20 protein-coding genes and 1 tRNA gene are annotated in these 22699 nt (G+C 46.4%); 9 read left to right on the top strand and 12 right to left on the bottom strand.

Features of this window, described 5'->3' with window-relative positions:
* Positions 1 to 37 precede the first annotated feature (37 nt).
* The 4 genes from AC4IE7_RS17020 (at position 38) to AC4IE7_RS17005 (ending at position 6987) form a co-directional block, all read left to right on the top strand.
* Positions 38 to 259, top strand: coding sequence for a helix-turn-helix domain-containing protein (locus AC4IE7_RS17020; protein ID WP_490778059.1), 222 nt, complete (start codon positions 38 to 40; stop codon positions 257 to 259).
* Entirely contained in the window at positions 256 to 2028 is a 1773-nt protein-coding gene (locus tag AC4IE7_RS17015; protein ID WP_490778058.1) for a DUF927 domain-containing protein, read from the top strand. The genes AC4IE7_RS17020 and AC4IE7_RS17015 overlap by 4 nt, the downstream gene beginning before the upstream one ends.
* Positions 2029 to 2454: 426 nt before the next feature.
* Positions 2455 to 6258 carry an SIR2 family protein gene (locus AC4IE7_RS17010; protein ID WP_490778057.1) on the top strand — a complete coding sequence of 1268 codons (3804 nt, stop codon included), beginning with the start codon at positions 2455 to 2457 and terminating at the stop codon, positions 6256 to 6258.
* Positions 6259 to 6423: 165 nt separating this feature from the next.
* Positions 6424 to 6987, top strand: a complete 564-nt coding sequence (locus AC4IE7_RS17005) for a hypothetical protein (protein ID WP_490778056.1) — start codon at positions 6424 to 6426, stop codon at positions 6985 to 6987.
* A gap of 185 nt (positions 6988 to 7172) precedes the next feature.
* On the opposite strand, the gene AC4IE7_RS17000 is transcribed toward AC4IE7_RS17005, so the two are convergent.
* The 11 genes from AC4IE7_RS17000 to AC4IE7_RS16950 form a co-directional block, all read right to left on the bottom strand.
* A tRNA-Thr gene (locus AC4IE7_RS17000) sits at positions 7173 to 7248 on the bottom strand.
* A 111-nt stretch (positions 7249 to 7359) separates the two neighbouring features.
* Positions 7360 to 8445: a glycine oxidase ThiO gene (gene thiO / locus AC4IE7_RS16995; protein ID WP_490778055.1), complete on the bottom strand. Its 1086-nt coding sequence runs from the start codon at positions 8443 to 8445 to the stop codon at positions 7360 to 7362.
* A 367-nt stretch (positions 8446 to 8812) separates the two neighbouring features.
* Entirely contained in the window at positions 8813 to 9244 is a 432-nt protein-coding gene (locus tag AC4IE7_RS16990) for a type IV pilin protein (protein ID WP_490778054.1), read from the bottom strand.
* Positions 9234 to 12062 carry a pilus assembly protein gene (locus tag AC4IE7_RS16985; protein WP_490778053.1) on the bottom strand — a complete coding sequence of 943 codons (2829 nt, stop codon included), beginning with the start codon at positions 12060 to 12062 and terminating at the stop codon, positions 9234 to 9236. The genes AC4IE7_RS16990 and AC4IE7_RS16985 overlap by 11 nt, the downstream gene beginning before the upstream one ends.
* A 10-nt stretch (positions 12063 to 12072) precedes the next feature.
* Positions 12073 to 12579: a pilus assembly PilX family protein gene (locus AC4IE7_RS16980; RefSeq protein WP_490778052.1), complete on the bottom strand. Its 507-nt coding sequence runs from the start codon at positions 12577 to 12579 to the stop codon at positions 12073 to 12075.
* Positions 12580 to 12584: 5 nt separating this feature from the next.
* Entirely contained in the window at positions 12585 to 13400 is an 816-nt protein-coding gene (locus tag AC4IE7_RS16975) for a PilW family protein (RefSeq protein ID WP_490778051.1), read from the bottom strand.
* A 2-nt stretch (positions 13401 to 13402) separates the two neighbouring features.
* Complete coding sequence (gene pilV / locus AC4IE7_RS16970; protein ID WP_490778050.1) at positions 13403 to 13972, bottom strand: type IV pilus modification protein PilV; 570 nt, start codon at positions 13970 to 13972, stop codon at positions 13403 to 13405.
* Positions 13963 to 14403 carry a GspH/FimT family pseudopilin gene (locus AC4IE7_RS16965; protein WP_490778049.1) on the bottom strand — a complete coding sequence of 147 codons (441 nt, stop codon included), beginning with the start codon at positions 14401 to 14403 and terminating at the stop codon, positions 13963 to 13965. Before AC4IE7_RS16965 ends, pilV begins: the two co-directional genes overlap by 10 nt.
* A 262-nt stretch (positions 14404 to 14665) precedes the next feature.
* Positions 14666 to 15607 carry a 4-hydroxy-3-methylbut-2-enyl diphosphate reductase gene (gene ispH / locus AC4IE7_RS16960; protein ID WP_490778048.1) on the bottom strand — a complete coding sequence of 314 codons (942 nt, stop codon included), beginning with the start codon at positions 15605 to 15607 and terminating at the stop codon, positions 14666 to 14668.
* A gap of 4 nt (positions 15608 to 15611) precedes the next feature.
* The gene (locus AC4IE7_RS16955) at positions 15612 to 16061 is read right to left on the bottom strand and encodes an FKBP-type peptidyl-prolyl cis-trans isomerase (protein ID WP_490778047.1); all 450 of its coding nucleotides are present in this window, start codon (positions 16059 to 16061) and stop codon (positions 15612 to 15614) included.
* Positions 16062 to 16064: 3 nt separating this feature from the next.
* Positions 16065 to 16841, bottom strand: a complete 777-nt coding sequence (locus AC4IE7_RS16950; protein ID WP_490778046.1) for a hypothetical protein — start codon at positions 16839 to 16841, stop codon at positions 16065 to 16067.
* Between the two features lie 591 nt (positions 16842 to 17432).
* On the opposite strand from AC4IE7_RS16950, the gene AC4IE7_RS16945 reads away from it, so the two are divergent.
* The 3 genes from AC4IE7_RS16945 to rimO all read left to right on the top strand — a co-directional run bounded on the left by AC4IE7_RS16945 (position 17433) and on the right by rimO (position 20095).
* Positions 17433 to 17765, top strand: coding sequence for a transcriptional regulator (locus AC4IE7_RS16945; RefSeq protein WP_490778045.1), 333 nt, complete (start codon positions 17433 to 17435; stop codon positions 17763 to 17765).
* On the top strand, positions 17762 to 18625 hold the full coding sequence (locus AC4IE7_RS16940) for a tetratricopeptide repeat protein (protein ID WP_490778044.1): 864 nt from the start codon (positions 17762 to 17764) through the stop codon (positions 18623 to 18625). Before AC4IE7_RS16945 ends, AC4IE7_RS16940 begins: the two co-directional genes overlap by 4 nt.
* A 120-nt stretch (positions 18626 to 18745) precedes the next feature.
* Complete coding sequence (rimO, locus tag AC4IE7_RS16935; protein ID WP_490778043.1) at positions 18746 to 20095, top strand: 30S ribosomal protein S12 methylthiotransferase RimO; 1350 nt, start codon at positions 18746 to 18748, stop codon at positions 20093 to 20095.
* A gap of 61 nt (positions 20096 to 20156) precedes the next feature.
* Here the strand turns inward: rimO and AC4IE7_RS16930 are convergent, their stop codons facing one another.
* Positions 20157 to 20357 carry a YgaP family membrane protein gene (locus AC4IE7_RS16930; protein WP_490778042.1) on the bottom strand — a complete coding sequence of 67 codons (201 nt, stop codon included), beginning with the start codon at positions 20355 to 20357 and terminating at the stop codon, positions 20157 to 20159.
* A 153-nt stretch (positions 20358 to 20510) separates the two neighbouring features.
* Between AC4IE7_RS16930 and AC4IE7_RS16925 the strand changes: the two genes are divergently transcribed.
* Together AC4IE7_RS16925 and AC4IE7_RS16920 are read left to right on the top strand one after the other, a co-directional pair.
* Complete coding sequence (locus tag AC4IE7_RS16925; protein WP_490778041.1) at positions 20511 to 22082, top strand: bifunctional aminoglycoside phosphotransferase/ATP-binding protein; 1572 nt, start codon at positions 20511 to 20513, stop codon at positions 22080 to 22082.
* 97 nt (positions 22083 to 22179) lie between these two features.
* Positions 22180 to 22521 (top strand): hypothetical protein, encoded by a 342-nt coding sequence (locus AC4IE7_RS16920; RefSeq protein WP_490778040.1) that lies wholly within the window; start codon positions 22180 to 22182, stop codon positions 22519 to 22521.
* Positions 22522 to 22699 lie beyond the last annotated feature (178 nt).

Below are 22699 nucleotides of genomic sequence, written 5' to 3'. Positions count from 1 at the left end.
CTGTATGTCCAGGTTTATCAATAGAAGAAGAATAACAATGAAATTTCCAAAATTATTGACACCCGAAGAAGTGGCAGAAATCCTAAGTGTGACTACCCATACCCTGGCTGTATGGCGATGTGAAGGCCGCTATTCACTCCCCTATATTAAGACTGGTCGATTGGTGCGGTACCGTGCTGATGATGTTATGGCCTTTATAGAGGCGCGCACTCAGCAATCGGCCCCTCCTGTGTATACGGATGTAGGAGGGCGGTCATGAGTGACAGCAAAGTATTGAAGATAAACGCACCCCAGGAGTCAGTGTCGAATGTATGGGCGAATATCGCACACCCTGATGGCTATCTCTTGACGGAAGAGGGTGTGTTTGAAGAGCGAAAAGGGGAACCCTCAATGATCTGCGGTCCAGTTTGGGTTGAGGCCTTAACCCGAGACCACAATGGAAACGGTTGGGGGATGGTGGTGTGTTGGATTGACCGGGACGGTCGAAAGCAAAATCAGGCTATTTCGAACTATCGACTCCATGAAACCGGGGGTGGCTTGGCTATTGTGTTATCCCATGGTGGTTTGATGATTGTACCGGGTGAAGAGCGCAAGGTGGCCCGTTACCTGGGTTGTTTTCAGCCAACCAACCGGGTTTTGTGTGTATCACAGGTTGGCTGGGTCGAGTCTGACAATCAACTGGTTTATGTCCGGCCTGACCGGGTGATCAGTCGGGAGGAGACCACGGAGATCATGTTTCAGCCTGAGCAGCATGCACCATCAGTTGAAACAATGAAATCCAATGGTTCACTGGCGTCATGGCAGCGGCATGTAGCCGAACCCTGCAAAGGGAATCCCTACCTGGTGTTTTCAGCCTGTGTTTCACTCGCTGCATTGATTCAGCGGTTTGCAGGTACGGATAACAGTGGCTTTCATCTTTATGGCAACAGTAGCCGGGGTAAAACCACGGCACTGCAGGTTGCAGCCAGTGTGCATGGGTGTGGAGCGGACCCCGGTGGATCTGAGCAAACCTATCTTTTGCGATGGAATACAACTCAAAATGCAATGGAGGGCCTGGCCGCAGCCCATAATGATGGCCTATTGGTTTTGGATGAGATCGGATCCTGTCCAGCCTATGATTTTGGCCGGACTGTTTATGACCTGTCCGGCGGACAGGGTAAATCACGGATGAATAAAGATGCTGTTTTGAATAAACAGCGCCGTTTTCGCCTGCTTGCCTTGTCATCAGGTGAATACTCTGTGCGGCAGAAGATTGAAGAGGCGGGGAAACAAGCGAAAGCGGGGCAGATGAACCGGTTTCTCGATATTCCCATCGATGATGCGGTGGTGATCGAGACCCACGGTAAAAGCCCTGCGGAATATGTCAATCGATTAAAACGGGACTGTGGCCAATATTACGGCACGGCAGGGCCTGCATTCATCCAGGCCATTCTCGATGAGTATGGGAATGAAGAAGACATCCAAACTCGAATCCATCAGTATATTGAGGAGTGGAGGGAACTGATAACTCAAGGATTGAATCTTGAGCCAGCACAGGCGCGTGCTGTGGGTCGTTTGGCTTCGGTCGGCGCTGCGGGTCTCCTTGCGGCAGAACTCGGTATACTGCCCCTTGAAATGGCTGATATACAGCATTCAATTGAAACCATACGTGATGCTTGGCTGGCGGATGAGTTGAATCTGCCTGAGGAAATCCGGGGTATGTACTACGTGCGGGCATTTATCTTGAAAAATCCAGATCGATTCGGTGCATCTGAAATGGGCAGTGGTCAGATGAAAAATCTGGCCGGTTATCATAATGCGGCAGAGGGTCTATATTACTTTACACCTGAGGGCTTCAGAGAGGCCTGTGGCGGCGTTTCAGAAAGGGTAGTGGCCTCGGCCCTTATTGATCAGCGTTTACTGCATAGAAATAATGGTAATCATCACAAATCACGGGTGAGTATACCTGGTGTGGCAAAGCGATTGCAGGTGTATGCGGTGCGTAAAGAAATATTGGAAGGTGATAGCTTGCCTACATCTGTCCGGTAATGGTGTGGATTGTGTGACAGGTGTGACATCCGGCTTATTGCTTGGTGGGTATTCGCATTAATCAGTGATTGATGTGTGACACTGTGTGGCTGGCTGTCACAGTCTGCCACACAGTAAATGACAGTTGTGGTTTGCTAACTTGTTGAAAAATAGATGGTATGCACATTGTCACATAGCACTCTTAGCAGTACTTGCTTATTCCCCAAAAGAGATTCATTTTTTATTATTCATAAAGGTTATTTTACTAAGTACAAAATTATGTCATTTTATGGGTGTCCGGATTTAGCCCTCTGTTCGATATAGGTTTTACACACTGTCACATGCAATATCTATCGTTAGCTCATAAGTGGAAATCCATTGGTCCTCAATTCGAGTCTGAATCTACTTTAGTATAGTGACTGAAGAACAATTGTAGGATTAAAAATAATGCGCTTCTACAGATATGGGCCAATTATTCCTGATATTCTTCTGAATCGAAGAGACGATGGTCGAGTCGTATTTCTTTGTGGTGCAGGTGTTTCCTTTAATTCAGGCTTGCCATCATTTGTTGGACTTACTAGACATGTCTTTAAATATTTCGATCCACCTGAAAACTCTCAGTTGTCGATTTCATTTAAACCATGGGATGAGAGAGTAGATGGCCCCAAAGACTCACTCGATCAGATTTTTCATATGCTGTATCAAGAATATGGTAAAAATGATGTAAATGCAGTCGTGGCAGAGCGTCTTCAGCAGAAAGGCGCCTCTGTTACAGAAAGCAACGATCATAGAACTATTGCAAGAATATCATCAGATCTAGAAGGAAATCCTCAGATCGTAACTACCAATTTTGATCGACTATTTGAAAACGTAAATGAGGGTTCGAAGCTAAGTATTTACGAACCTCCCGCGCTACCTGATATCAGGCATGGTGTGCCGATAAATGGCATTACATACCTACATGGTCGGCTTCAAGAACCAAATGCGAGTCACCATCCATATGTACTTAGCAGTGCAGATTTAGGTCGAGCGTATTTATCAGAGGGTTGGGCAACAAATTTTATTCAATCCTTACTTGATAGATATACTGTCGTACTAGTCGGATACCAAGCTGAAGATTTACCAGTTAAGTACTTGCTGCAAGGTTTGAGCCACGATGGTTTATCAGACCGATCTAGTCTTTATGCATTTGATAAAGGTAATTTTGAAGAAATTGAAGTCAAATGGCGTGACCGGGGTGTAACGCCTATCGCATATAATGATCACTCTGATCTCTGGAAAAGTCTTGAAGCATGGGCAGAACGTGCGGATGATCCTCGGGTATGGCGTTCTAAACTTGTTGATTTAGCAATGAGTGGGCCCCGTGAGGTTTCTGCCCACGAACGAGGCCAGGTCGCTCATTTGGTGAGGACAACAGCTGGTGCAAAGCTATTTGCTTGCGCTGAACCATCGCCACCTGCTGAGTGGCTGTGTGTGTTTGATGCCTCATGTCGAGCTGCTGATATAAGTAAGGGTTTTGGTGAGGATGCAGAAGCCTTTGATCCGCTTGAGGTATATGGTCTTGATGATGACCCGCCTCGTCCCAAGAATGCAAGACGAGATTTCAATTGGATCAATGATCATATATTACAATGGCATCGGGGTGATACAAATCCAACTACTCTCCAAAAGATTGGTGATATACCAGCTGCTGGTTTTGAAGATATGCCATCAAGATTATTACATCTCAGTAAATGGATTGTAAAAAAATTAGATAGCCCTATTGGAGCATGGTGGGCATTAAGACAAAATAGATTGCATCCACGAATAGTCCACGAAATACATTTCTCTCTGAGAAGAAAGCCGGATTTACACCCCAAAGCTAGACGTATTTGGGGTTTCATCCTTGACCATCAGCCATACATTAGAAATTTTCTTTGGGATGATGGCTGGTACGATTTTAAAGATAGATTAAAGATTGAGGGCTGGAGTCTTAGCCTACTTAGAGAATTTGAAGATATTACTAAACCGGTTCTGTCACACATTCTACCATTGGGCGTTGAAGCTTCTAGGCCGCCATTTAACGACTGGGAAAATACAGAACTTGGAGAATTAACAAATTGGAAAATAAAGTTCCTTAATACGCATGGGGACAAGATAGAGATTCCAGATGAGCTTCTTATACCTGTATTCCGTATTGCTGAGACGAATCTTCACCGTGCTGCTGATTTACTAGAAGACCTAGGTACTATTTACTTCTATCAACTCACATGTTATCCGGATCGAGATGTGGATGGAAATGTGCGTGATCTGGATGCGAACTTTATATGGTTTCTTGAGCTGTTCGAGAAAATGGTTGCCAATCATCCAAAAATTGCGCGTGCATATTCCATTATGTGGCCGGTTGATAAAAAATACTATTTTAGAATGCTTAAACTTTTTGCGCTAAATCATGTTGATTTGTTTACTGGAGATGAGTCAGCAGAGATCGTGATTTCACTCGATCAAGATTGTTTTTGGGATGTGGTAATACGTAGAGAGTTGTTGTTTTTAATACATGACCGATGGAAAGAATTCTCTAATTATAATAAGAGCCTTTTGGTTGAACGCCTCCTTAATGGACCCGATAACCGGAATGACTGGTCAGAGGAGAAGAGCCAAAGTAATAAGCGTAAATTTGCATGTCGCTATACAAGGTGGTTGGTCCTTCAGGGGTGTGAGTTATCGACTAAACAAGAGATACGATTGAATGAAATGATCGAAAGAGTACCAGATTGGAACGATAGCTGGGCCTTGAGTTTTGTAACAGAATACTACGGTCGTTCTGGTTGGGTTGAGATTGATGAGGCACCTGACACACTCATAAATCTACCAGTTGATAAGGTAGTGAAGCAGGCCATAAAAGATCATCACCGTGATACAGGTAGCTTTAAAGATAAACGTTCTTTCGTAGGATTAGTGAAGTCCCAACCAAGTAAAGCACTGGAAGCACTCTTACTTTCTGCAAGTAAAGGCGACTATCCACAAGATTTATGGGAAACACTGATTAAGGATTGGCCTGAAGATACCGCCCCCCAGCTTTTCTGTCGCTTTTTGAGAGGATTAGGGCAATTGCCTGAAAACATCATTCAGAATATCCGGCACACTATAGTGGGGTGGATCAGATACAGGTTTCAGTCTGCTTATCAAATTGACAAAGATCTATCCTGGAGTGTATTTGATTACCTTGTATATGTACTTGTTATGGGTGGCTATGAAGCAGCCGTGAGTAGTATTGAAGAAGTGCTTGAACGTGGTGAGGTTTATCAAAACTCACGGCGTACTTATGAGCATACTATCAATGGACCAATTGGAGAGGTTGCAGATGGGTTGCTCAGTGCAATAAGCTCACTGAATTTAAACAGCTGTCAAGAGATACCTGGTGATTTTAAAGAACGAATAGAAAAGCTACTAGGCGTACCAGGTGAAGGAAGAGACCAGGCTATTGTAAGGTTAGCACACGATTTTAGCTGGCTTTACTACATTGATCCTAACTGGGTTATAGAACAAGTGATACCATGGTTCAGTTTCGAACATGCTGATGCTGAACCAGCTTGGAGTGGATATTTGTGGGGAGTGGCGAACACACCTCCAGATATACATATTGCACTAAAGCCTTACTTGCTAGGATTATTCCCGAGAATTTATAAATGGAGCTGGGATGATTACCCTGCAGAAAATGCGACCAAGTATATTGTGGATCTTGCAGTATTTAGGGGTGATAAACCTGATGGTATAAGCCCATGTGAAGCTAGACAATGCTTGCGGAATATGAATGACAAGAACAGGCGAGATGCAGTATTCCATCTAGGCCGGATTGGTAAACATGAGAATAATGGTTGGTCGGATCATGTGATCCCGTTTTTTGAATGGGTATGGCCGAAGGAACATAGATTTCGAACATCTTCACTAGTTACCTCTTTGGTATCAATCTTAGAAGATGCCGGAGGTGATTTTCCTGCAGTACTAAGTGCGGTACGTAAGTTTTTAGTGCCAGTTGAAGGTGATAGACTTCAGCTCTATCGTTTCAGTCAGGAGGTTGGCGAAGATCGGTCATTGGCAATCGAATACCCCGAGAAAGTCTTGGGTTTACTTGATGCTATAGTGCCGAATAGTACAGATAATTTACCCTACGAACTTGAACAAATACTTGAGCTTGTGGTGGAATATGATACAAGCCTTGTTAGAGACCGTAGGTATCTACGTTTGATTGATTTGATTGATAACAAGTAACTACCATAGGTTTTCTTTATTGTAACGCGAGATAAATATTTAGTATGTAATTAGCTAAAGGTTAAATTTTAATGACTAACAAAAAATCAATAATAAAAAGCATCAGCTATCTTATGTTAGTGTTAGAAGTTAATAATGAGTACTGATTTAGGGTGATGATATATTATGAAATCAATATATAATATTTTCATATGGATATTACTGTTTATAGCTCCGGTTGCGTATGGTGAAACCATAAAGCTGATTTGCATAAATGAAAGTGGTGATTCATCTATACCAGGATCACTGGCAATAGATATAGACACGATTGGGAAAAAAATATTAGCAACGTCAGTTGATGATTTAGTTCCATCTGGAGAATATAAGAGTACAGTAAATTTAGATCATAAGTATGAAGTAGAGAAATTTACTGATAATGAAATATATTTCACAATAGAAAAACCAGATCCATTCTATGTGCGAAACATGATAGCAAAAAACATAAAAAAGAATAAAAGTATTGGTTGGGTATCTGATGAAGATTACTTTTCACATTTTTATTTTCGTATAGATAGATTTACAGGGAAGTTTACTGTTCATAAACGTGACACGCATGTATCAACACCAATGAATTGGTTGGCTGCAAATAACATATGGCTTCCAGAAGACTGGCCATCTTGGGTTAAAAAATATGTAAAAGGAAATGATGCAAGTGGTAGTTGTTCCATACGAACTAAAAGAAAATTCTAATCACCTATCCTGATTAATATTGATGACATTTGGTGATTTGCTAGAGTGAATTGATACAAGCAACAAGTTCATGTATTTGAAACTGAAAAATTGCTGATCATGTAGCACCTACGTAGCACTGAAAAAATACAAGAGTTGATGCTGTTTTTTTGTTGTCCGTAACACATTGATTAATATATATAATATGGAGCCGATGGGCGGAATTGAACCGCCGACCTACTGATTACGAATCAGTTGCTCTACCGACTGAGCTACATCGGCCCGAAGCGGCCGATTATAGACCCTCTTGGTTCTAATGGTCTAGCCTCTTACTTTATCAACAGTTACACGCCTATAGGCTGCCTCGGTAAATAACCCATTGATATATGTTGATTATCTCTCTGCAGTCAGGCTGTAAGGCTGTGGGTTGAGTATTGGTTGGCGATCCAGAACCAGGTCGGCGGTGAGACGGCAGGAGGCTGGTCCAAGTACGACGCCATTGCGGAAATGTCCTGCATTGACATAGAGGCCTTCAATATCGGGTACTGGGCCGATGTAGGGGACACCGCTGGGTGATCCGGGGCGAAGGCCGGCCCAGTGGTGCTCGATTTCTGATTCGGCAAGTTCCGGATAGTGGTTGAGGGCGTAGGCTTTCAGTTCCTGTTTTGCCTGCGCTGTTGTGGTCTTCTCAAAACCTCGAAATTCCAGGGTGCTGCCTATCAGCACTCTGCCGTCACGCCGGGGTATGACGTATCGATCCTGGTGCAGGGTTACTCGTGAAATTCTGCCAGGTTGGTGTTTGAAGATGATCATCTGTCCCAATACTGGATCAATGGCTGGTGGTATCGGTAGTGATTGAAGTAGCTGTCCTGTCCATGCACCGGCACAAATCACTACCTTGTCAGCTTCGAATTGGCCACTTTCTGTTTCGACCCCTTTGATTCGACTATTTTGGATGACCAGGTCAGTTACTTTTGTGTTCTGATGAATTGTGATGTCATCACAAATTGCACCATGTAAGGATTTTGTGAGCCGGGGATTGCGAATTTGTGCAACATCGGGCATCCAGGCGGCATGTTGCGCATTGGTCTGCAATGCTGGTTCACAGGCTGCGATCTCTTTGTTTTCGATAAGCTGCAGATTTTCTCCACGCGCTTCAGACCATTGAACGGCTTTTTCGCTATCTTCAGGTTCAACAATCAACAGGCCGCTGGGTGTGTATTCCGGGTCAACTCCAGATTGCTCAGTGAGCTCTTTAGCGAGACTGGGATAAACCCTCTGGCTCCATGTTGCAAGATCGGAAACTGAAGGTGCATATCGCCAGGGATACAAGGGTGAGATGATACCGCCACCTGCCCAGGAGGATTCCTGGCCTGTCTGAGTCTGCTCGAGGAGGGTGACCTGCATTCCAGCGGTATACAGATCCCTGGCGGTGAGCATGCCGATGATTCCACCTCCGACGATAAGGCAGTCTGTCATATGGTTCCTTGTAAAGCTAAATTAGAATTGACCCCAAAAAAGCTGACATTGCATGTCAGGCAATATTTATAGAATAACATACTCATCTAAATGGGTAGTTTACATTGTTGGAGCTTATTCTCGCCTTAGAATATCGAGGTGGAGGATTCAAATAAAAAAGGATCCACTATTTTTGGTAGTGGATCCTCTATGGGTGTAATGTGCCTGAGGTATGGTTTGACTAGTCAGGGCCACATAGTGCTATGCAGATAGCAGTGTACTTGTGAGTGCTTTGAATCTAAGCTGTCTATTTCAAACTCTGTTTGTCCAGGCTATTCAGTAGTTCCTTTGTTTCAAAGCGACGGCTCGTGATAAGTAATCTACCCAATCACTTCCATCCTGTAGTCCAACCCCCTTCATTTCGCTGCTTTAAGCCACTGGACTGTAAACGGTAAGCAGTTACAGTATCCAGATTCTGTCCATTCAAGGCAGTGGGTGAGATTTCCAGAGTATAACAGTTAGCAATGTTTCCACAATCTCCAGCTACTATGGTGAGGCCACCATAGTAGCCTTCTGCGCTGTCTGTCAAAACGTTCGCTTCAGCTGGAGTAACTGTATAGGTAGCTCTTTGTGACCTATACACCTCCAGCTTCTGCGCAGCATCCAAGAGCGCACTCATGCCATCATGTCGGCGTCCTTTTCGAACTGAATCCACGTAGGAAGGATAGGCCAATGCCGCAAGAATGCCTACAATGGTGACTGCAATCATGATCTCCAGTAAGCTGAAGCCATTAGGCTTTCTTCTAAGGTTACTCATCATCAATCACCTCTTCCCAATAGATAGGTCTGAAGCGGTCACTCCATTCACGTTTCTTTTCAATACCGACAAGTAGATGTACCTTTTTACCTATCACCTGATTGCCGTCGTCATCCAGACCGCCTGGGAAAACAAGCATAGGTGATGGTGGGATGCCGAGCATGTTCAGTGTGTCAGAGCGATCACTGACTGTCAGATTATCTTCACTGCCTCCGCTCCAATTGAATGAGGCACCTGCATTGACCAGGTTTACAGCATACACTCTTGCTGTACCTGTAGCGCCTCTGGCCTCGCAATCCCCCAAGTCTTCTGCTCTATCTGCACTGAAAGTGGTAAAAATAATAGCATAGTCATATAGAATGGCTTTTGAATAAGACTTTTCTGTGGCTGCGAAATCGAAGTACCAACCACCATTGGTAATATCCAATACGCTACTATCATCGAGTGCTCCACTGGTGGCATTGAGCATTTCTGACTCAGTAATAGTGGTATAACTACCAGATGGTGCATGCCAGACGGCTCTATCTTTAATCATGTAAAAGCGGTCAGTAATAGAGTTATCCAACGGGTCAGTACGGTTGCCTGAGCCAATTAGGATACCGAGGAACTGAACGCCACCTTTCGAGTAATATCCGACCTGTGGTGAATTAAAGAAACGTCTAAAGTCACTGCCTGCTGTCACATCGGCAATCACACCACCAGTCATATCGTCAACATCAACTCTAATTACACGTCCACCCACATCTGAGGCATAGAGCCTATCTACCAGAGCATCACCATTAATATCAATGGTCATAATGTCGCTCGGTATACTGTTGGTCATATGGGGGACAGAGATGTCACCTGAGTCAGAGACGGTACGTAACAGAGTGCCATCAGATGCCCTGACGATGTAGATTACGTTACCTTCATCATCATTAGACCGGCTTGTGGCAGTATCCTGGTCGGTATCGTATCCGCCACCGAATACTAATACTTCGGTTGCTGCTCCCCCGATGTTCATTTTAACAAATAGAGGTTTTGACCAGGTCTGTCCCAATTGTGAAAAGTCGCTGTCAGAATCAGATATTTCTCTGACGAATACGGGATTGTCTCTGTTGGAGACGTCAAGAAGATAGTATTTTTGACCACCACGACGCATGCCAAAGATGGCCATTTTACTACCACCCGTTTCATAGACAGTCAATGGGCCATCCAATCCATAATATGGAATGGTAGAAGCACTGTTAGTTTTAATGGCCTCAATATTGCCCAATAGATCTGCAGGCATAAAGGCCCATAACTCAGCTCCAGTTTCTGCATCAATAGCTTCAAGGACACCTTCACTGGTAGGCAATAACACTACATCTCCAGACGCATAATTGACTACTGCTGGTTGAGTGTGCAGCGGGGCACCCATTACGCCGACGTGGGTCTCTTCGTCTGGATCGGCTGGCGTCCAGTTTGGATCCCATGTAATCCAATCAAGAAGTGCGATCCTCTCGGGATCAGTTGCAACATTCATCATTGCGTTAGTGATGGCAGTGTTCAGTCTGCTAACTTGATTGGATGAATCAGAAAGTGGCACAGTTGTATTAATGTTGGTATAGAGGTTTCTGATACCTGTTGCCCCCATCATGTTGGCTGCGCCACCTACAAGGGTTTCCGCCCCATCAGTACCGCTGCCCCAATGATCTTGGGAACTGACGAATTCATAAGCACCGTTGACGACCGAGTTGCCCAGCGAGTCAAGAAGTACTATATCTCCATCACTTACTGTAATGGTATAAGCTTTAAGGTTGCCTTTCCAAAAAGTGGTTGCTGATGGTACAAACAGCGGAACATAAATTCGGTCGCCACTGATTGCAGCGTTATCCGGGTTGAAAGGGATTACCGGTGCAGTGTAAGCGTAAGGTATTGTTTGCTGCGCGTCATTGAGAATTGAAGTAAATGCGTCACGTAACCCTGCCACGGCACCACCTGCTCCAGAGCTGGATACTGGGTAGAAATCACCGCCACCAGCAAATGGCCCTACGATGCTTTCAAGGAATGTAGCGGTAGTGTCGGTAGTGTCAAAACCGATGGTATGGGTTGTGATGTTTTGGGTCTCTTCCCAGCCAGCGCCAGTTTCCAGGTCTGTCGTAAAGGCCCACTGGGCTATTTCCCGGGCGCATCGACCATTTTGCCATCTTGAAGTGGAATCACTTGCGCAGTTTGTGCCCTGGTATGAGGATAAACCGTAAGCTTGTCCTGATGTGGTTGAGTTGGAGTTGGGAGCGCCATCTGATAGCAGAACGATATGGTTGGTTCGACACCAATTGTCTTCTGGGTCTCCACTGATCGGAGAGGTCATGGTATTACCATAGGTGTCTGTGAAGGTGACGTCACGACGGAACCAGTTCACTGCTGCTTCGAGTGCTTTTACGGTTGGGGTATAGCTTGTTGTGCGTATGGTGTCGGTTTGGGCGTTAAAGCTGGCTCTGTTGCCGTCAAACAGTTTAAAGTCGCCAGAGAGTGCGCGTAAGTCAAGCGGTCCATCATTGCCCGTATTTGTCGTGTAGCCTAGCAAAGCGGCATTGGTATTACCCAGCTCTGTGTCATTGATGATGTCGTGCATCGCCTCTACCAGCATATCTCTTCGACTATCCGGCCAACCGCTTGACATACTGCCGGATTCGTCAAGTACGAAGAGTACATTTGGTGGAACAGGGTCTGGTGGCTCCTGTAAGTAGATCTCTATATCGTCGGCAAGTGATACCGGTGACAAAAGCGCGTAGATCAACGCACCACCCAAGGCAGGCAATAGACGCGAGGTGAATGATGTATTTTTAGGGGTGTTCATGCGGTGCTCCTTATTGCCTGATCAGCGCGACTTGCATCCGGTTATGAGTTCCGGTGCCGCTGCCATCTACAAATCCACGAGAATCTGCCAAATAAAGGTGAGTGACAGTGTCAAGCTGAAAGCCAGAGAAGAGAATATTACCTAAACCTTGCTCAGGATCGATTACAGCTTGATAGGTCATGTCGACATCAGCATGATATGCAGGGTGTTCAGCTGTTTCCTCAGAACGGAAAAAATCAGTTGTTGTGAGCATGTCATTGATGGTGGCCGGAATTCTTAAATCTAGCGCATCCAGCTCGGGGCCGGTTACTTTAGAAAGCGCATTTTCGGCGGCTTGAAAACTCATCTCCTTCAATTGATGGTTGACAGAGATCTTGGTTTCTAGATTGGTGTTACGCATGGAGCTGACACTGAGAAGGGTAATAATTGCGAGCAATATCATGCTAACGACCAATGCAGCTCCATTTTGTTTTGTAAAGTTTTTGTGGCCATTCGTCAGGGAGTTTAACTTGGGCATTTTGATCACCCTCCAAAATTTGTGGCTTGACGGTTCATGGATTGGTGCAGATTCCTCAATTGAATTGTGACATTCGCTGACTTAAAAGCTTGAGTTGAATCTGTTGGAGTGTATTCCATGCCCATGATGTCAAGAGGCTCTATAACGCTGGGACGGTACATCACTGGCATTTCCTGGCCATCTCCTGAACCGGTGACTATACCGATGCGGATTGCGACAACATTTACCCAGCGACTGTTGGTATCAACCACAGTTGCAGATAGATATTGATTGGCAATGCCGTCACCATCGGTGTCGACTCCATAAAGAGCGCGCATCCTTGCAATACCTGAAACCAGTGGTTGGGATATGGTTTGACTACCAAGAGTACCCTCACAAATGAGGTTGCCATCTACATCAACAAAAAAGCGCGCTGTTACAGGATTGGTGGTTCCATCCAGGACTACATCCAAACCGCAAGGTGCCGGGCCTGAGGCGTATCTAATGGCAACGACACTAGAGCCGTTATTTTCGTCTTCAATGCCGCCACTCCCTACTGCAGGGAAAGTGCGTAGTGCATCTGTGTCAGGTTGAGAATAGGCTGTAGTATCATCGTTTTCTGGAATGATACTCCTGCCGGCCATGACTATCGTTCTACGTAAATCCTGAATGGCAAAACGGTAGTTCTCAGTTGCGGCAGAAACTGAAGAGCGAGCGTTGAATGTGTTTTTACTGTCTATATAGACCTTACCAGCACCGCCCATGATGAAGATGCCAATCGCGCTTGCGATTAGTAGGGAGATAAGGGAGAAACCTGCTTGAGTTCCTATAGCTTGTCTCATGATTAAGGTGCTCCTGGAAGTATATCTGTAACCACTGACATGGTTTCGGGAGTAACTGCATCGCTTTTAATCTCCCAGGTTATGGCAACAGTGAATGAAGATAAGGGAGAACAGTCTATGCCATCGAGAGGTAGGGAATCGATACAGGTAACGACCATTTGTCCTCCGGGCAAGCTATTTTGTACTCCATTTCTGCAGCGTGTTTCCCATAGGTCGAAAGTTGCCATTTGTTGAGTGGTGCATTGGTCGGTATCTCCATCATTTGCAGCACCCGGAATCATCGCGCAAATCGCTGCTGGAGGTGTGTCACAGTCTGCAACGTCAGCAGAGATATAGTCACCATCGACTACACCCTGGAGATTGGCTCGCATACGATCTGCAAGGGAAGCGGTGAGGTCACTTGCCCGGGATCGATAGTCTGCATTGCTTGCACCTTGTAGTGCTGTTAATTGCAGTGAAGCAACACCTAGAAGCCCGATACCGATGACTACTGCAGCGACAAGTACTTCTACTAAAGTCATGCCTTGGCAACGGTTTTTTGACATAGATTTATATTTGTCTGTCATGGGCATGGTCCATCCTCTGCCAATCTGATAAAAGGGCGTCCAGTCAAGCTCAGACATATCCGGCTTTTGACAGTACCGCCGTAACTGATTTCAATGGAATCTGTATTGTCTAGGGAAGCTCTGCCTGTGGCATTGTAATTTAGGATAATGCCATTGATGGAGAGGCTAGCGTTGTCAGAAACATGATTTACGAGATTAAGGGCGCCAGCATCTACTCGCCATCCATTTGCTAGAGGAGTGAAAGTTGTTGTGCCGTTCTGGCGAACTGCTTCGCTTCGAGCTAGCAATATGGCACCCAACATTTCATTACTTGTTGTTGAAATGGTATTGCGTTGGGTTAAATCGATAAAGGTTGGGACTGCAATGCCCACAAGAATTGCTCCGATAGATATCGTCATGAGCAATTCGATGAGTGTAAAGCCTTTTATTCCTTTCATATATAAACCTCACATATACTAACCAATAGCTTAGGGTATGCAGCTTGGCACTGAAATACCGTTTATCGGTGTAGGGCGTCCATACATCTAAAATTGACCCTTAATAGGGCCTTTAGGAACGCAATTCAGTAACTATAAGAGTGTCTGTGGAGAAGTGGTAGACGAATTAACCTCTCTGGGTAGATTTGACCCAGTCACGCGTTTAGCGACACTCCTGACCAAACAGCAATCTTGTCTGCTTTGATGCTGAATGAAGATATCTCTAATTAAGCAGTGATTTTGGTAAAGCAAAAACCACCTCTTCAGGCTTCCCCTGGGTCTCAATGACAGTTTCAGCACCCCATTTTTTTAATTGCTCTATGACACTTTCGACCAAAATCTCGGGAGCTGAAGCGCCGGCGGTGACACCGACGGTCTTTTTGTCCTTGAGCCAGGCTTGATCGATATCATGAGCACCGTCTATCAGATAGGCGGGTGGGCCATGTTTTTCGGCGATCTCTCTGAGGCGATTTGAGTTGGAGCTGTTGGGTGAGCCGACCACCAACACCAGGTCGCAGCTCTTTGCCAGCTCTTTTACCGCATCCTGCCGGTTCTGGGTGGCGTAGCAGATATCATTCTTTTTTGGCCCGGTAATGTTGGGGAAACGCTGTTGCAGGGCGTGAATGATCTGCTGGGTGTCATCCATGGAGAGTGTGGTCTGGGTGACAAATGCGATTTTGTCGGTATTTTCGATCTCCAGCTGCTTCACGTCCTGGGCATTTACCACTAAGTGAATATGAGAATGGTCATCATTGTGCGTGCATTGCCCCATGGTTCCCTCCACTTCCGGGTGACCTCGGTGGCCGATCAAGATGACTTCATAGCCATCACGACAGCGGCGGGCTACCTCCAGATGCACCTTGGTTACCAGTGGGCAGGTCGCATCGAAGACTCTCAGTTTTCTTTTTTTCGCTTCCTCTCTGACTTGCTGGGAAACGCCATGGGCGCTGAAGATGACCGTCTGTTCGTCTGGAACATGGTCGAGTTCATCGACAAAGATCGCTCCCCGCTCTCGCAGGCTCTCTACCACGAAGCGGTTGTGTACGACTTCGTGTCGCACATAGATGGGCGCACCCAGTTGATCCAGTGCCCTCTCTACGATCTCTATGGCCCGATCTACGCCGGCACAGAAGCCACGGGGGTTGGCGAGTAAAATTTGTTGCATGATATTATTCAGCTGATTCTACACTGAGAATAGAGACTTTATACTGGAAACTCCTGCCACTGAGTGGATGGTTAAAGTCTACCAGAACCCGCTCTCCATCGATCTGTTGGATTATTCCGGGTGTCTCTTCACCCTGCTCTGTGGTGAAAGCGATAATTTGCGACTCCTCAAGGGATAGGTCTGCAGGAAACACACTGCGCTCGATCCAGTGGATATTTGCTTCGTCTTTTGCGCCATATACTTCATCTCCGGAGACCTCTAGAGACTGTTCATCTCCGCTATGGAGGCCAATCAGGGCGTATTCCAATAAGGGCTCCATTGTGCCGTCCCCCATTACGAACTCCAGCGGGGAGTCCTGGTACGTGGATAGCACTTCTGTGCCATCACTCAGGGTCAGGGAAAAGTGCATTTTTACACCACAGCCCAGGGCGATCTCGGGGTTGGTTGCTGTCATAAACTAATTTGCCGGCTGCATCTGTTCGAGTTGTCGCAGTTGAGGGAGTTCCAATTTGAGTCTATCTGCATGTTTTAGGGCTCTCTGTAGGCGTACCGGAGCACTCCTGCCCATGCACTTATGCTCAGGGTCTCCATCAAAAGCGGCGAGCATTGCTTGTATGAGTGCCTCGCTGTCGAATGATCTGCTGGTCATGGCCTCTTGTAGCAATATTACCTCCCTGGCTACTGATTCTGCGAATGGTTTGTGACTTTGCCACAACTCACTGACCGTTCCACCGGTTTTTAACCCTGCAATATTGGTTGTGAGTATATAGAGGTTTTTAACTACCAGCTGGAATAGCAGTTGATCCTTCTCCTCTAACCGGGTTGTTGGAATATTCACCGCTGCAAGTGCCTTTGAGAGCAAATCTGCGTGGGGACCGAAAACAGGAGAGGGGATGATCACTTTGGGATCCATTCCCGGCTTTTTCTCGAACCAGATCGAGATCACGGTGGGATCCGCAATCCCGGCCCACTCCTCAGGGAGCAGTTCATTTTGCAAAAGGCATGTGCGCTGTTTCCAGGGAGTGGGAAGTTTCTCCAGCACTGAGGGTAGATCCTTCTCACCTACCGCGACTACCACAAGCGTCGGCTTTGGAAGTTGAGCTGCCCGTTGTTCGATCTCCATCTCCCTGGTGATGGGATGGAGAGTGTAGCCCAGACGTAGAAAGCCCTTGGCTAAAACGCCGCCAATCTCACCGATACCGATCAATACGATCTCTTTTTTTAATTCTGTCATTCTGAGCTACTTAAAATTGAGGTAAAAACTGTTCGCATCATAGCGGATTTGCAATATTTTTTTAAAGGGCTAACATTAACTTAATCAGGAGGATTAACAAAGGTATTTATCGCTATGAATAATAAAGAAATATTTAAAAATAATGTCTTGCCCCTCTATGATGTCGAGGAGGTGTCCATGCTCGACGCAATGATACTTTTAAAGCATCATGCGAAATCGACAGGCGAGACATCCATATCTCGGGCGGCTGAGCGCCTTAAACCAGCTTCTGAACCACACGCTCATGAGCTGGTACGTTCTATGTCCGGGGGTTGAGCTGGCGCGCAGTACAGCTCTTGCTTGAGTTTCACTCTATTCGACTGCGTGACTGGATCTCTTTTCACCATTTGAGGCTATGCCATTCAGAATAGCTTCCCACCAACGTTGGGAGAGCACAATGGTATTGCGTGTAGTCTCCATATCCCCTCTGTGTAGCTCGATTTTGGCTGCAAAGTAACGACTTTATCCCCTCTATTTTAGTGTGTTTGGTTTGAACCGGATTGCGAACAGATTACTATGTAGCAATTGGTTACTACCCCTGTGGAGAGAAAAATGCAGATCGAGGGTCCTTTGAAAATTGGTGTGCTGGATGATCCTGAGCAACCAGGCCGAGAGCTACATGTCGATTTTACCTCTGAATTTCAGGCGCTCGGGTCTGAAGGACAGACCAACACCTTCAGTGACTATTTACAGACATTGCAGAAGAGCATTGTAGACTTGCCAGAGAGTGATCCTAACCGGGCAGGTATGTTGATAGTTCAACAGATTGCAGAGCAGTTGATGCCACACTTGGCAACTGGTGATCTGGAGCTGTCAGAGACAATTATTGTTGAGATGGGACGTGATCATGCCAGTAACTCCCTGATGAGTTTACTTAATTCATGACGCAATCAGCCCATATCCTCGAAGGTACCACGGAGAATTTTGACCGACTTGTGTTGGAAAACTCCAAACGAGGTCTGGTTGTGGTGGATTTTTGGGCCCCTTGGGTAGGGCCCTCGCTCAGACAGCAGGAGATCCTCAGCGATCTGGTCAAAACCTACGATGGCCGGTTTCTTCTAGTCACGGTTAATACGGATGAACAAAAGCAGCTGGCAGAACGTTTCGGGGTAAAAAGCCTGCCATCCTTCAAGCTGTTTCGCCACGGCAATCTGGTTGGGGAATATCACGGCATACAGCCTGAGGCAGACTACCCGAATATCGTTGAAACCTATGTGCATAAAAAGCTTGATGAGGTGAGTCGTCAGGGGATTGCCGCCTGGCAATCAGGAGATCCTGACCAGGCGCTACAGATCCTTGCACGGGGGGTTGTGGAAAACCCACAAAATCTTGCTCTACCCGCATTGATGGCCAATATTCTGATGCGTCAGGAACGCTATCATGAGGCCAAAGAGCTGCTGACCAGTCTGCCAGAAACAGCTCAGGAAGCAGTAGAGATACGCCATCTGTTAGCGCATGCTGACCTCATAGTCACTGCGCAGGATGTAGAAGAACCAAATGAATTGGTACAGCGTCAGCAGCAGGAGCCGGAGAATCCTGAACTGCTCTACCAACTGGCTGCGGTACATCTTCTGGATGATGATATTCAGAGTGCTCTGGATCTGCTCCTGAAAATGGTTCAGCAACATGCTACTTATCGGAATGGCGTTGCCCGTAAATCGATGAGTGCTGTATTGGATCGAATGGACTCTGAAGATCCGCAGGTGGCCCGTTATCGGCGTGAGCTGTTTCGACTTAACTACTAGTGTAGTGCTTCCCTTGTTAACATAGCCTCAGTCTGTAGGGGTCAGACTCCATGCCATACCCATTCCCATGTGCGGCTTTGAGCTGCATAATTTAACCAGGTATCCCGGAAGATAGTAGATATGCCAAGCAGTGGTAAGAATATAGGTTTTGTCTCTTTGGGGTGCCCAAAAAACCTGGTGGATTCCGAAAGAATACTCAGTCGATTACGTGCTGAGGGCTACCAACTGATCGGCAATTACGATGAGGCGGATCTGGTTGTTGTAAATACCTGTGGATTCATCGACTCCGCAGTGGAAGAGTCCCTGGAAGCCATTGGTGAAGCACTTCAGGAAAATGGCAAAGTCATTGTCACGGGTTGCCTGGGAAAGGATGAGGGCCGTATAAGAGCAGCCCATCCAAATGTTCTGGCGGTAACCGGCCCTCACGCTTATGAGGAGGTAATGGAGGCGGTGCACCAGCATCTGCCCGCGCCACACGACCCATTCACCAGCCTGGTTCCTCCCCAGGGAGTTAAGTTAACGCCCAGGCACTATGCCTATCTGAAGATCTCAGAAGGGTGTAACCACAGTTGCAGTTTCTGCATTATCCCTGATTTGCGTGGTCCGCTGGTCAGTCGGCCTTTTGGCGAGGTGATGCTGGAAGCTGAGCGATTGGTTGAGTCAGGGGTACGTGAGCTGTTGGTGGTTTCTCAAGATACCAGTGCCTACGGCGTAGACTTGAAGTATCGTCCCGATTTCTGGCAGGGACGACCGGTCAGCTCCAGACTGAAGGATCTGGCCACAGCCCTGGGTGAGTTGCAGGCCTGGGTGCGGTTGCACTATGTCTACCCCTATCCTCATGTGGATGATCTGTTACCTCTGATGGCTGAGGGAGATATCCTGCCCTATCTTGATATGCCGCTGCAGCATGGCAATATCCGAGTGCTGAAGGATATGAAGCGACCAGCGGCGACGGAGAAAGTGTTGGCCAGAATCGCCCGCTGGCGGAGGAGCTGCCCCGAACTGACGCTACGCAGTACGTTCATTGTCGGTTTTCCTGGAGAGAGTGAATCTGAATTTGAGGATTTGTTGGCTTTTTTACAAGAGGCCCAGCTCGATCGTGTGGGTTGTTTTGCCTATTCACCAGTCGAAGGAGCAGCAGCAAATCAGCTACCCGGCGCACTTCCTGTAGAAATAAGAGAAGAGCGGCAGGCGCGCTTCATGCAGGTGCAGGCAGAGATCAGCAGGCAGCGCCTGCAGTCGAAAGTCGGCAAAGAGATGGTGGTACTGGTTGATGAGGTGAATCAAAAGCAGGTCATTGCCCGGAGCAGTGCAGATGCACCGGAGATTGACGGTCAGGTGTTTATACCGGGTGGATGGGAGTTGGAAGCGGGGGATTTTATAAAAGTACGCATCACTGCTGCTACAGCTCATGACCTTCAGGCAGAGCCAATAGAGGTTGATGAAAGTGATATTGAGGAGAGGGTTTAAACCGGCGCATCCATGCGCCTTGCCAACCATTCAGACGAATGATTCTGTTGGGTTCGTTTACTCAGAAAGCGGAACCACTTTTACTGCCAATCTTCTTTAAAATCATAGCCAGTGGGCAGAAGCCTGTGAACGCTGATTGTAACAGGTTTAGCCCGACGAAGGCAGTGAAGTAGAGCCAGTATGGATGATGGTAGTGTGCGAGCGTCACGCTCAACAGAATTGCAAAGCCTGCGAAGGCTAGAACAATGCGGTCAATATTCATGAAATTGCCTCTAAACTGTCAGTAATGATCTGTCTAATACCATTGCCTGCGAATCTCAGAAAACGGTGTGGACGATCGTAACCAGCTGCATACGATCAAAAAGTGGGTGCAATATTAGCACTACCTAATATTTAGTCAAGGGTTGCCTAAATCATGGCCGGCAAAAGTTCAGATCATGATGTTCAGAATCAGCTTGTACATCACCTGCTAGACCATCCTGAGTGCTTTGGTCACAGCGTGGATCAAACAGAACATATAGAGACTCACATATCTCATCTATTACTGGTAGGTGACTTTGTCTACAAGATCAAAAAGCCTTTGAACCTGGGGTTTCTCGATTTTTCCACATTAGAGAAAAGACATCAGTTTTGTCTTGAAGAGTTGAGACTCAACAGGCGTTTGGCTCCCGATCTCTACAAAGGGGTTGTGGTTATCGGTGGAACTATTGATCAGCCAGAGATTGGGGGTGCTGGTCAGCCTTTGGAATATGCGGTAAAGATGAGCCGTTTCAAACAACAGGACCTGTTTGATCGGCGGCCGTTAGGGCGAGAGACGATTGATGAGCTGGCAAAACTGATCGCTGAATTTCATAAAAATGCCGCCGTCTCTTTAGATCCTTCTCAAGGAACAGCGGCGTGGGTGATGCTTCCCGTGATGGAAAATTTTCAAATTATCCGTGAGCTAAAACATCCGCTTTTAGAGAGTGAGCGTCTCAATAATTTACAAACATGGACGGAACATCAAGCCAATGAGTTGGATGGATTAATGCAAGAGCGTTATCAGGAGGGAAAAGTTCGAGAATGTCACGGTGATCTCCATCTGACCAATATTACCTTTTTTGAAAACAGGATAACGCCATTTGATGGTATTGAATTCAATCCAGCTCTACGCTGGATAGATATCCTCAGTGATATCGCCTTTTTGTTGATGGATCTTCAGCATCGTGGGCTGAGCTCATCTGCCGATCAACTATTGAATCGTTATCTGGAAGAGAGCGGGGACTATGCCGGATTGCCTCTACTGAGGTTTTATCTGCTCTATCGCGCTATGGTGAGAGCCAAGGTTTCTGCAATACGCATTACCCAATCGGATCTGCCCCATCAGCAACAACCAAAATATGTAGAAGAGTATCTCAGTTACCTCTCTCTGGCTGAGTCGTTGATCCGACATCCACCAGCCTCATTAGTTATAACCTATGGACTCTCCGGATCAGGAAAAAGTACAGTAAGTGAGCAACTCTCAGAACAGTTGATGGCAATTCGTCTTCGCTCAGATGTCGAACGAAAGCGTCTTTTTCCTGATGCTGAAAAGAGTAATGCGGATGGAAATCATACTCGGTACTCTGGCCAGGCAACACAGATCACCTATGCTCATTTATGCGCAATGGCGCGTCGCCTTTTACAGTCAGGGTTCTCAGTGACCATCGACGCTGCGTGTCTTAAGCAGTGGCAGAGAGAGATCTTTATTCAGATGGCAGAAAGCCTGCAAGTACCTGTGTTGATACTCGAATGTAAGGTTCGGCAGGAAGTTTTGGAAAAACGGATACTATCAAGAAAGCAGTTGGGGGTGGATGCTTCTGAGGCTGATCTCGATGTTTTATCATTGCAGCAAAGGAGTATTGAGCCACTGACTGAGAAGGAGCGGCTACATACGCTTGTGGTTGATACAGAGTCATTTCCACCGCAAGGATTTCTTGCGACAGTATTGCAGCGTCTTATGCTGTAGCTGGTAGGGAATTCCTTTTCATTTTCTGAAATAATTCTGTAGTTGTTGGTTTAATCATAAATCACTCTAAGCTCCGGGTAATAGATAAGAGGTTCTAATGCGCTTTCCCCATCTTAAGATTGGTCAAAGTTTCATCTATCAGGGTAAGCGGTATAGCAAGACCGGGCCCATGACTGCATCAGAAGAGGAGAGCGGTAAGAGCTGTATGATCCGTCGATCTGCAGAGGTTATGACTCTGGATAATTCCGAAGAGGTCAAACAGCCTCTACCAAAAAGCTTTACTCAGGATCAGGTGGTTGAGCTTTTAGAGGCCTATAAGATTGAGCTGAAATCCTGCTTGCAGACCAGAGTGGATGAGCATGAAAAAGTGTTACTTTCAGATCTGTTGAGCTGCATGGATAGCGTGTCTGTGAATGATCTGGTATCCCGCATGAAATAACAGTTTTTCTGTACTACAGTCTTTCGTAAATTTGGGTTAGATACTAGCCTTGATTGTCAGTATGGGATCGTGCCACACCACTAACTGATGAGTGATCGTTTAGCTTAATTGGTGGGGCATGGCCCCACCCTACGCCTATACGGTCAGGGGAATGACCCCACCTATACAGTCAGGTAGG

This window comes from Candidatus Thiodiazotropha sp. AKAK3 (assembly GCF_058244645.1).
Note: the sequence above shows the minus strand (reverse complement) of the source record. Positions and strands in the feature narration are given on the sequence as shown.